Source organism: Nonomuraea basaltis, assembly GCF_005893125.1.
GTDB lineage: Bacteria > Actinomycetota > Actinomycetes > Streptosporangiales > Streptosporangiaceae > Nonomuraea > Nonomuraea basaltis.
The window spans coordinates 1-10,143 of the sequence record NZ_VCJS01000336.1 but is presented as its reverse complement, the minus strand read 5'-3'; the positions used below and the strand labels follow the sequence as shown (position 1 = coordinate 10,143).

8 protein-coding genes and 1 pseudogene are annotated in these 10,143 nt (G+C 71.6%); 6 read left to right on the top strand and 3 right to left on the bottom strand.

The window, feature by feature from the left end; all coding sequences use genetic code 11:
- Window positions 1-350 precede the first annotated feature (350 nt).
- Entirely contained in the window at window positions 351-3,047 is a 2,697-nt protein-coding gene (locus EJK15_RS64025; RefSeq protein WP_171075324.1) for an ATP-binding protein, read from the bottom strand.
- 157 nt (window positions 3,048-3,204) lie between these two features.
- Here EJK15_RS64025 and EJK15_RS64020 point away from each other — a divergent pair, with 157 nt between their 5' ends.
- From EJK15_RS64020 to EJK15_RS64005, 3 genes are all read left to right on the top strand, one after another.
- Window positions 3,205-3,582 (top strand): DoxX family protein, encoded by a 378-nt coding sequence (locus tag EJK15_RS64020; RefSeq protein ID WP_138720045.1) that lies wholly within the window; start codon window positions 3,205-3,207, stop codon window positions 3,580-3,582.
- Window positions 3,579-4,061 carry a pyridoxamine 5'-phosphate oxidase family protein gene (locus EJK15_RS64015; protein ID WP_138720044.1) on the top strand — a complete coding sequence of 161 codons (483 nt, stop codon included), beginning with the start codon at window positions 3,579-3,581 and terminating at the stop codon, window positions 4,059-4,061. The genes EJK15_RS64020 and EJK15_RS64015 overlap by 4 nt, the downstream gene beginning before the upstream one ends.
- Before the next feature lie 150 nt (window positions 4,062-4,211).
- On the top strand, window positions 4,212-4,427 hold the full coding sequence (locus EJK15_RS64005; protein WP_138720042.1) for a hypothetical protein: 216 nt from the start codon (window positions 4,212-4,214) through the stop codon (window positions 4,425-4,427).
- 869 nt (window positions 4,428-5,296) lie between these two features.
- Here EJK15_RS64005 and EJK15_RS64000 read toward each other — a convergent pair.
- Both EJK15_RS64000 and EJK15_RS63995 read right to left on the bottom strand, forming a co-directional pair.
- Window positions 5,297-7,024 carry a DUF11 domain-containing protein gene (locus tag EJK15_RS64000; RefSeq protein WP_138720041.1) on the bottom strand — a complete coding sequence of 576 codons (1,728 nt, stop codon included), beginning with the start codon at window positions 7,022-7,024 and terminating at the stop codon, window positions 5,297-5,299.
- 89 nt (window positions 7,025-7,113) lie between these two features.
- Entirely contained in the window at window positions 7,114-7,590 is a 477-nt protein-coding gene (locus EJK15_RS63995) for a hypothetical protein (RefSeq protein WP_138720040.1), read from the bottom strand.
- A gap of 401 nt (window positions 7,591-7,991) precedes the next feature.
- Here EJK15_RS63995 and EJK15_RS63990 point away from each other — a divergent pair, with 401 nt between their 5' ends.
- From EJK15_RS63990 to EJK15_RS72215, 3 genes and pseudogenes are all read left to right on the top strand, one after another.
- Entirely contained in the window at window positions 7,992-8,813 is an 822-nt protein-coding gene (locus EJK15_RS63990) for an SDR family oxidoreductase (protein WP_138720039.1), read from the top strand.
- Between the two features lie 64 nt (window positions 8,814-8,877).
- A complete protein-coding gene (locus EJK15_RS63985; RefSeq protein ID WP_138720038.1) occupies window positions 8,878-9,864 on the top strand; it encodes a permease in 987 nt (328 codons plus the stop codon).
- Window positions 9,861-10,143 (top strand): annotated as a pseudogene (locus tag EJK15_RS72215) (TIGR03943 family putative permease subunit); the annotation flags it as partial. The gene EJK15_RS63985 and the pseudogene EJK15_RS72215, both read left to right, overlap by 4 nt.

Genomic DNA, 10,143 nt, shown 5'->3' with positions numbered 1-10,143 from the left:
CAGGTGGGGGCCTCCATGGCCGCGATGGTGCTGGCCGTGCTGGCGGTGCTGGCCTTCGGCGCCAAGGTGTACGAACGGGCCGTGCTGCGGACGGGCGCCCGGGTCAAGCTCGGCGACGTGCTGCGCGTGCGGTAAATGGACGATCGCAAGCGGGCACGGCGCCTCACCTGGAAGATGCTGATCATCGGCTTCGGCGTGATGTGGCTGCTCGATCGCGGTAGGAGTCGTGATCGCGATCGGCGAGGGAAAGCTTCCGCGGTGGCGCCTCGTGCCCGCGTTGATCGCCGCGGCCGCCTTCACCCGGCTCGCGCCCGGTTCCGGGTCCCGCCGAGTTGGGACGTTCAGCTCGATCAGCCTGGCGTGCGGTTCAGACGGGATGCCGGGGCCGGGGTGTGGGTGGCCAGGGCTTGGAGGGCCGCAGCGGCCTCGGGGGTGCGGTCCGGGATCAGGGCCAGGGTGCATGCCCGTTCGAATACCGCGTTGATGCGTTCCCACCGCGCGGCAGCGGAGTTCAGCGCGGCGGCGTCCCCGGCACTGGCCCGGGCAAGGCAGGCGGCGGCCCAGTCGTTCTGCTCCGCGAAGGGCGCCGCCTCGGTGAGACGAGCCCGGCGGTCCGGCAGCCCCGCGACGACGGCGAGCTCGGCTCCCGCGGCCCGCGCGTACGCCGCCCACCACGGTTCGGCGAAGTCGGCGAACGCCCGCTCGACCAAGGCCTCGGCATCGTCGACGCGGCCGGTGTGCACGGCGGTCCTGGCGTCGACGAACGCTATGCACGCCGCGAGCTCGGGCGCGTCGGCGGTGTCGCGGCGGCCGGACATCTCGATCGCGCGAGCCCGCCACAGCTCGAATTGGTCAGATCGCCGCAGTCCATGCACCAGCGCGGCCATGGCCGCCGCGGACGACATCCAGGCCATCAATGGGGAGCCGTCGCCACGCCAGCCGTCCCACATGGCCTCCGCGTGTGCGAGGGCCTCGTCGAAGCGGCCGGTCAACGCCAGTACCCGGATGAGCCGCGGCGCCGCGATGTACGGGTGAGCGCCGATGGGATCCTCCGTCCGGGACCGCCGCTGGATGGTCCGCGCCGCGGGCAGGTCACCGGCGGCGATCGCGGCCTTGCCCGCCGCGTGGAAGGCGTCGATGATCTCCGCTGCGGACGCCGGGTCACCGGCGGGCAGTGCGGTGATGAGCTCGAGTCGCTCGCTGCCGATCCTGTGTGCCTCCCGCGTGTCGCCAGCCTGGGCGGTCGCGGTGGTCAGGACGTCGAGTGCGCCGAGCAGCAGCACGTCGTCGCCGGTGGCGCGGGCGGCGGCGACCGCCTGACGGGCGAGGCCGACTCCGCCCTCATGCCAGGCGCGCGCGGTCAGGAGCAGGGCGGAGGCGTGCGGGTCGGCCGTCGGAGGTGCTTCCGCCAGCAGTCCGGCCCGGCTTCGGCGGGAATCCTCGGCCTTCACCCGATAACGCACCGTGATGATCACCGCGTGGGCCAGCGCGGACGTGAGCAGCTCGGGCCGCGGCGGACGCGCCCGGCGGGCGCGGTCGGCGGCCTCCATCATCAGCGAGCAGGCGACGCCTCCATCGGCCACGGCCACCGCGGCCTGGGCGGCGTCCCCGAGGTCGCGGCACGCCTCGTCCAAGTCGCCCGCATGCCGGGCGGCCACCGTGTAGTGGGCCCTCGCCTCCGCGAACGCGCCCCTGCCGAACGTCAGCCGGGCCAGCGACCGGGCAAGCCGGTGCGCGGCATCGCCCGGCTCGGCCGGATCGCCCGCCTCCGCCAGCGCCGCCCGCAGTTCTCCGGCCACCCGGTCGAACTCGGGGTGCTCGGCCGGCCGTTCTTCCAGGCGGGCCGCCGTGTCCGCGGCCCACGACAAGCGCGCCGCGCGTGTCCCGGCCAGGTCCGCCGACAGGGCGAGCTGCTCGGCGGCGTACGCCCGGACGGTGTCCAGCAGCCGCCAGCACTCGCCGTGGCGGACCACCATGCTCTTGTCGGCCAGCCGTCCCACCACGTCGGCCACCTCCGCGAGCGGCGTACCCGGGCAGACCGCCGCGGCCGCGTCCAGGTCGAAGGCGCCGGAGAAGACCGACAGCCGCCGGAACACGGCCCGCTCCTCATCGTCCAGCAGCTCGTGGCTCCAGCCGAGCACCGCCCGCAGCGACCGGTGCCGCGTATCCGGCCCGCGACCGCCGGACAGAAGCCGCGGCCGGTCCTCAATCGCGGACAGCAGCCCCGCCACGCCCAGCGACCCGGCGCGGGCCGCCGCCAGTTCGATGGCCAGCGGCATGCCGTCGAGCCTGGCGCACAAGTCGTCGATGAGCGCGGGCGGGGCGTCGAAGTCAGCCTCGATCGCACGCGCACGGTCGAGGAACAGCCGGCGCGCATCGGTACGCAATGGAAGCGGAGAGATCGGAATGACCCGTTCACCCATGACACTCAGCCGTTCCCTGCTGGTCGCCAGCACCCGCACCCCGGGGCAGCGGGACAGGACGCGGTCGATCAGCGCGCCGGCCTCGTCGATCACGTGCTCGCAGTTGTCCATGACGAGCAGCGCCCGGCCGGGAGCGAGACGCTCGAGCACGGTGTGCTCCAACGGCCTCGGCGGTCGCTCGGACACTCCGAGCGCCGCGGCCACCGCCTGGATGACGTGCCCCGCGCGGGCCGGGACCAGGTCGACGAAGGCGCCGCCGTCCGGATATTCGCCGGCCACCACCGTCGCCAGGCGCGTCTTGCCCATCCCGCCGGGGCCGAGCAGCGTCACCAGGCGCGAGTCCGCCAGCGCAGTGCGGGCGGCGTCCCGGTCGCCGCTTCTGCCGACGAAGCTCGTGCGGCCGACGGGCAGGAGGCTGATCTCGCCTGGCCGGACGGTCCGGAGAGCGGCGTGCGCCGCCAGTGCCCGCCGGTCCGCGACGCCGTACTTGCGCAGCAGGGAGGCCACGTGGCTTTCCACGGTCCGCACCGAAAGCCGCAGGCGGCCGGCGATCTGCGCGTTGGACAGGTGGTCGCCGAGAGCTGCCAGGACCTCGGCCTCCCTCGGGGAGATCTCGCCTTCCATCACCCCAGGATGGCGCATCCGCGGGGCGGCCGGTAGGAGTTCGGCGGCCTCTCAGTGGTGCTTCGGTGGCGGTTCGGTGGACGCCACGGATGAGCGCGACCGCCGGTCGGCGCAGGCTTGAGACGTCGACATCACAACGACGATTCGGAGATCACGGATGACTACTGCGATCACCCGCACCCGGACCCGCACCCGCGGCAAAGCCACGACGATCGCGTTGTGGGCAGGACAGGCGGTGCTCGCCGTCCAGTTCGCGATGGGCGGTGCGGTCAAGCTCGCCGGCGACCCGGCGATGGTGGGCATGTTCGAGGACGTCGGCGCCGGCCAGTGGTTCCGCTACCTGGTGGGAGCGCTGGAGGTCGCCGCCGCGATCGGCCTGGTCGTGCCCCGCCTGTGCCGGATGGCGGCGCTGGGCCTGATCGGCCTGATGGCCGGCGCCGCCGTCACGAACATCGCGATCCTGCACGCCGATCCGTGGCTGCCCCTCGCCTTCGGGACAGTGGCCGCACTGATCGCGTGGGGCAGGTCGCGATGAGCACCCTCGTGGACACCGCGCGGGCGATCATCGACGCCAATCGTTACCTCACTCTCGGCACGGCCGACCAGACGGGAACCCCCTGGATCACCCCGGTCTTCTTCGCACACGACAGGTACCGGGACTTCCTGTGGATCTCCGTGCCCGGGGCGGCCCACTCGCGCAACATCGCCGAGCGCCCGGAGGTCAGTATCGTGGTCTTCGACTCCCAGGTGAAGCCCGGCACCGGGCAGGCGGTGTACATGGCGGCGAGCGCCGCTGAGGAGACCGACCTCGACCGGTGGCTCGCGGTCTATCCGGGCGATCCGGGACGCGGCGGCCGGGTGTTCCCGCCCGATCAGCTGCGTCCGCCCGCGCCGTACCGCCTTTACCGGGCGCGCGTCACCCGGCACTGGACGCTGTGCCCGCGCGAGCCCGGCACTCCCTGCGCCCCGCACGGGCAGGCCTTCGACCACCGCACCCACGTGCTGCTGCCCTGACGCCGGGTGCGAGGAGGAGGTGCGATCGGAAAACGGTCGCTCAACTGTTTCTCAGCCCACGCACCGTGGGTCGTCACCTGCACAAGGCATACCCGAAGCCAGGCTAGGCGCGGAAAGGAAGGGGAGCGTACGGGAAAGGTCGTCTACGACATGAGCATGTCGTTCGACGGGTTCGTCGCCGCTGACGACATCAGTCCGGAGGAGCCCAGGGGCATCGGCGGGCTGCGTCTTCATGACTGGGCCATGGCCGGCACCGACCCGCAGAGCAGTCAAGTGGTCGAACAGGCCAAGGCGGCCGCGGGAGACAAGAACGTCGCCGTGAGCGGCGTCGAGGTGGGGCGGACTGTGGTAGCCGGGCGCGCGTGATGGCGCGGTCATCGCGCCGGGCGGGCTTGCGTCGCTGCAGGCGGAGAGCGGGGTTGGCAGCCAGGATCTCCTGGCGCTGAGCTCTGAACGGGCCGTTGCAGGGTCGGGCCACGTGGACCCGGTTACTGGCAAGACACGCTGCTTTCTCGTCAGTGCGCGCCCTCGAGGTCGGAGGCGGGCGGTCTGCCGATGATCGGGTTTCCATCGTTGGCAGGCCGCCCGCCTCACCTACTGAGGTCGTCGGTGACGCATGGTCCGCTCGGGCCACGTTCTCGGCAGCGGCGTGCGTCTTGCTTGGTGCAGAGAAGAGCGCGAACCGGCCCACGGGGTCGAGGAACGACGGGACAGCCATTAGATCCAGATCCGCCCTTCGGGCGTGCTCGCGTGGATGAGAGTCGCTGAGTGTGCTGCCCGCTGACGTCGGTCCGCTATGGCTCGTGGAGACCGTCCATTAGATTGACGCTGGAGCCCTAACCGTCGGGTGTCCCCCGGTTGCGTCGTGAACGCGAGTGTCAGCTTCTTAGATCACTTTCGGGGCTCCGCGGGTGGCATGCATGTCCTGATCAACAGGCACCTCTTACGACCTTCGACGTCACCGACGTGCAACACGGCGAAAGGCTGGTCGGCCTCCACCACCGACGTCAGGATCCCGCTCGTCAACGCACCGACGAGCGGGACACTGCTGGCCCCGGGCGGAGCACGTGACATGTGGGATCACGGTCTCCGCCGAGGGCGGTGCGCGATGCCGCATGCCCGCTACGGAAGGGGGCGGACCCGGCGCCGCGTGGGCGGCAGGCCTCTTGGCTCTCGACGGCGAGCCGTCCACGCCGGCACCGAGTGGAAGTCCTGGGACTTCGAGGCTGGCTTGACTAGTCGCGGACGGCCACCCCCGAGTTGATCTCTGTGAGCGCCAATGTGGCGTCGGTGTATCGCAGCAGGTTGTGCGGGTACGGCAACGCCAGCGTCGCCTGGGCATACCGGGCGGCCTCGGCCACCGTGCTCGCGCCGATCTTACGCACCGTCACGGTGAGTACATGCATGCCGGCGTTGATGCGGCGGGTGGACAGGTTGAGCAGGGTCGCCAGTAGTTCGGCCTTGAGCGTGCGCGGCTGCAGCAGCGGCAGTTTCAGGGCCGTGGCCGCCTCGGCCTGCGACAGCGCGCCGTCCTGGTCGGTGTCGTAGCGCTGGTCGGTGGCCTGGACGCGGGCCAGTGCCTCGGCGGTGCGCAGGTCGGTGCGCAGTCCCCACAGGGTGGAGATCAGCGGATCCCGGCTGGGCGCCACCTGGGTGATCTGCGTGGTGGCCTGCGCGGTGGCGGGGCCGAAGGAGCAGCCGGCGGCTCCGCCGTACCGGAGCGAGGTTGTGGCGGTGAGCCTCTCGCCTGCGGTCAGCAACAGGCTCGGGCGGGCGGTGAAGGTCACCGTGCCCGAGGCGCCGGCTTCCAGGCTGCCCAGGTCCCACGTGAGGGTGGTGGAGCCGTCGGCGTTCCTTGCCACGGTGCCGGGCTTGGGTCCGGCGCCCTGGTCGAGGGCCTGGCTGTAGTAGATGCCGACGGGCAGGGTCTGGGTGAGCGTGGCGCCGGTCGCGGTGGCGCTGCCGGTGTTGCGGTAGGTGAGGGTGTAGGTGATCGCCTCACCGGCGTTGACCGACGGGATGGCGCTCTGCTCCAGCGCGATCTTCGGCGCGTGGATCTTGGTATCGGCCGTGGCGGTGTTGTCGGCGAGCGTTTCCGCCAGTTCTGGTTCGCCTTCGGCGTTGTGCCCGGCTACCTCGGCCTTGTTGGTGATCGTGTTGCCGTCCGCGGCGGTGCACGGCACCTGGTAGGTGAAGGTCTGCCTGGCGTTCTGCCCGGCCGGCACGTCGGCGAGCGAGCGGGTGATCGCCTCGCCGGTGGGTGGGGTGTCGGTCACCGTCACCTGCGTGGCCGTCGTGGAGCTGGCGTTGGTGGCCGTGACGGTGTAGGTGAGGGTCTGGCCGCCGGTGGCCTCGGCCCGGTCGACGGTCTTGGTGGCCTTCAGGTCGACGGTCTTGACCTTGATCACATCGTCGCCGCTCAGCTCCTTCTCCACGCCGCCGTGTGCGCCGTCGGAGAAGTAGCGGCTGCCGGTGAAGCTGTAGACGAGGCGGTCCCAGTCAGGGCGACCGACCATCGTCCGGTCGGGGCTGGGGACCGCGCAGTCCTCGCCGTAGACGGGGATGAAGTCGATGTCCTCCCGGGCCGTGGTGGTGTCGTTCTTCGTGTCGCCGTTCCAGTCGATCTGCCCGTCGGCCTGGTGGGTGACCCACCTGCCGGCCACGCCGTGGATGACGAGCCGGCTGCCGACGCCGGCCATGCCGGGCTTCACGACCTCGTCCAGGGCGTCCTTCTCGTTGAGCGGGGCGGTGGCCGAGCTGGAGAAATCCAGCGGCCGTTTCCCGTCGACGTCCCTGAACTGCAGTGGATAGTTCATCACGCTGAAGTAGTTGGGTTTGCAGTTGTCGAGGTCGACTGTGCCGTTGTCGCGGCGGCCGCCATGGCCCAGTCCGAAGGTGTGCCCCAGCTCGTGCAGGAGCGTACTCTTTTCGGCGTCGGCCCGGCCGCCCACGTTCGTGATCATCTGTGGGATCCACCGGCCCAGCGAGACGACGAAGTCGTTGCCGCCCCGATCGTCCAGCTCGGCCTGGCCGGAGGTTCTGCCGAGGCCGGTCAGGCCGTTTGGACGGAGCCCGTCATGTCGCCGGAGACCGTTCCGCGGATCATGTTCACCTTGAAGCGCGCCACAGCGTCACCCTCGCGAGGCGAGGCGTCGCCCCAGTCGTCGCCGGAAGTGGAGTCGTGGTCCTTGATGAGCACAGAGATGTCCTGCTCGACGACGGTGGTGGGAATGTCGTGGTTCACGGTCCAAAAGGGCGCGACCTGCTCCTGGTCCTCCGCCGCCCGGGGAGTGGTGTAGGTGTCGAACCCGGCGAAGGTGATCTCCCCGTAGAAGTCGGGCGCGCTCTCCCCCGCGTCCTCCAGGCCGGTGTTGCGGCAGGGGTCGACGCAGCTCACCAGCAGGATCCGCACGGTGAGCGGTTGGGTGGCCGGCGGTTCGGCATGCGCCGGCGACGTCAGCGATAACAAGCCGGCCGCCGCCACCACCAAGGCGACGACAGCGCGGGTGATGCGGGATGTGGTCTTCATGGGGCCACCATGCGAGCGCCCGGCCGATCACACATGAGTAGGGAGGCACTCAGTCAGATACGCCCTGGGACACTGCATGGGAGTCTTCTGCTAGCGAGCAGACCCATGACCGCGCTGTCCTCGGATGCGGTTCTCCCAATGCGACACCCATCCCAAGGCACCCGCAACCTAACAAAACGTTCCATTGCCGGAGCAAAATCAATGACGGCCGTGCGAGCCGTAAGCGATCTTCGATCCCCGCCGGCTTCTCCGCGAGCGGCGCCGACGCCGCCACCAGGCAGGTGGTGGCCGGCGCGCCGCAGCACCGCCTGACGAGTTCCGGGTCCTAGGACGGAAGTCCGGCACCTCCTCGGCCCATCGGCCCAGGCTCTATCGGCGGCCCCTCCGTAGCGTCGGAAGACATGACGTACCTCGTGACGGGAGCGACCGGCAAGGCCGGCCGCCAAGTCGTCGAAGAGCTGCTGCGAGCGGGCCACCAGGTGCGGGCCCTGACCCGTGACCCGGCCAGGGCCCGGCTGCCCCGGCAGGTCGAGATCGTCCAAGGAGACCTCACCGAGCCGGGCAGCCTCCCTCCCGCGCTGCGCGGCGTGGCCGGCGCGCATCTGCTGACCGTGGGCGGCGACGACTACGCGACCCTGCGAACCGGCCCCGAGCTGGCCGACCTGGCCGCCGAGGCCGGGGTGCGGCGAGTGACGCTGCTGTGGAACGGGCAGCCGGGACCGGTGGAGGAGGCGTTCGAGCACAGCGACATCGAGTGGACCAGGCTCCAGCCGATGGACTTCATGGGCAACACCCTCACCTGGGCGCGGGCCATTCGCGCGGAGGGGCGAGTGTCCGAGCCGTTCGGCGACGTCCCGATGGCGCTCATCCACGAGGCCGACGTGGGCGCGGTGGCGGCCGCGGTGCTGGCCGGGGGCGGGCACGGCGGCCGGTCGTACATGCTGACCGGGCCGGAGACGTACACGGCCCGCCAGCGCCTGGCCATGATCGGCAAGGTGCTCGGGCGGGAGCTGGAGTTCGCCGAGCTTACCGAGGAGCAGGCGCGCGAGCGGTGGCGGCGGGCCGGGTACGGCCAGGAGCTGATCGAGTTGCTCGCCTCCTGGCAGGGCAATCCGCCGCCGGAGGCGTACACGGTGGTGCCGGCCGTGCGGGAGATCACCGGACGGGAGCCGCGCACGTTCGAGCAGTGGGTACGGGAGCACATCGGACACTTCACGCAATGAAAACGGTTGTCGGCGGCATGCCATACTGAACCCTCCGAAAATCCAGCCCTCGGAGGGCCACCAGATGACCACCACAACGGACCGGCCGGCCCAGGAGCGTTCCGGCGCGGCCGGGCCGCCGTGGGTGTTCCTCGTGCTGGTCGGGCTGCTGGTGGCGGGCAGGTTCCTGCTCGCGCCGCACCTGACCGACCCGGCGCTGCGAACGTGGGCGACCGTCTTCGTGGCGGTGTGCGTGCAGGCGATCCCGTTCCTGGTGTTCGGGGTCGCCCTGTCGGCGGCGATCACCGCGTTCGTGCCCGCGTCGTTCTGGACGCGGGCGCTGCCCCGGCGCCCCTACGCGGCGGTGCCGGTGGCCGGGGTGGCCGGGGCGGTGCTGCCGGGCTGCGAATGCGCGTCGGTGCCGGTCGCCAACGGGCTGATGGCGCGCGGCGTGCCCGCGCCGGCGGCGCTGGCGTTCCTGCTGGCCTCCCCGGCGATCAATCCGGTCGTGCTGGTGGCCACCGCCGTCGCCTTCCCCGGCGACCCGTCGATGGTGATCGCGCGGTTCGCCGCCTCGCTGGCGGTGGCGGTGCTGGCGGGCTGGATCTGGGCGCGGTTCGGGCGCGCCGCGTGGCTGCCGGCGCCACGCCGCCCGGCCGAGCCGGGACAGGGCAGGTGGAGCGCCTTCCTGGACGCGATGTGCCACGACCTCATGCACGCCGGCGGCTACCTGGTCGTCGGCGCGCTGGCCGCGGCGACACTGAACGTGGCGATCCCGCGCGAGTGGCTGACCGCGCTGGGCGGGGTGCCGGTGGTGTCGGTGCTCGTGCTGGCGCTCCTGGCGGTGCTGCTGTCGATCTGCTCGGAGGCCGACGCATTCGTGGCGGCCTCGCTCACGGCGTTCTCACCGACGGCGAAGCTGGCGTTCCTGGTGGTCGGGCCGATCGTGGACCTGAAGCTGATCGCACTGCACACCGGAACGTTCGGCCGCGCCTTCGCCTGGCGGTTCGTCCCGCTCACGCTGGCGCTGGCGATCACCGTCAGCTTCGTCGCGGGCTGGGCACTGCTGTGAGGGCCCAGGGGTGGCTGCTGGTGGTGCTCGGAGCGACGCTGCTGAGCGTGTCGGCGTTCTCCACGATGTACGCCAACTACGTCCGGCCCGGCTTCCGCCCGATGCTGGTGGCGGCGGGCGCGGTGCTGGTGGTGCTCGGCCTGGTGTCGGCCTTGCGGCGGCGGCCCGGCCACGCCCCTCGGGTGGCGTGGCTGCTGGCGGCCCCCGTGTTCGCGATCGTGCTGGTCGCCCCGCCCGCGCTCGGCTCGTACGCGGCCCGCCGCCAGGACGGCCCTCCCC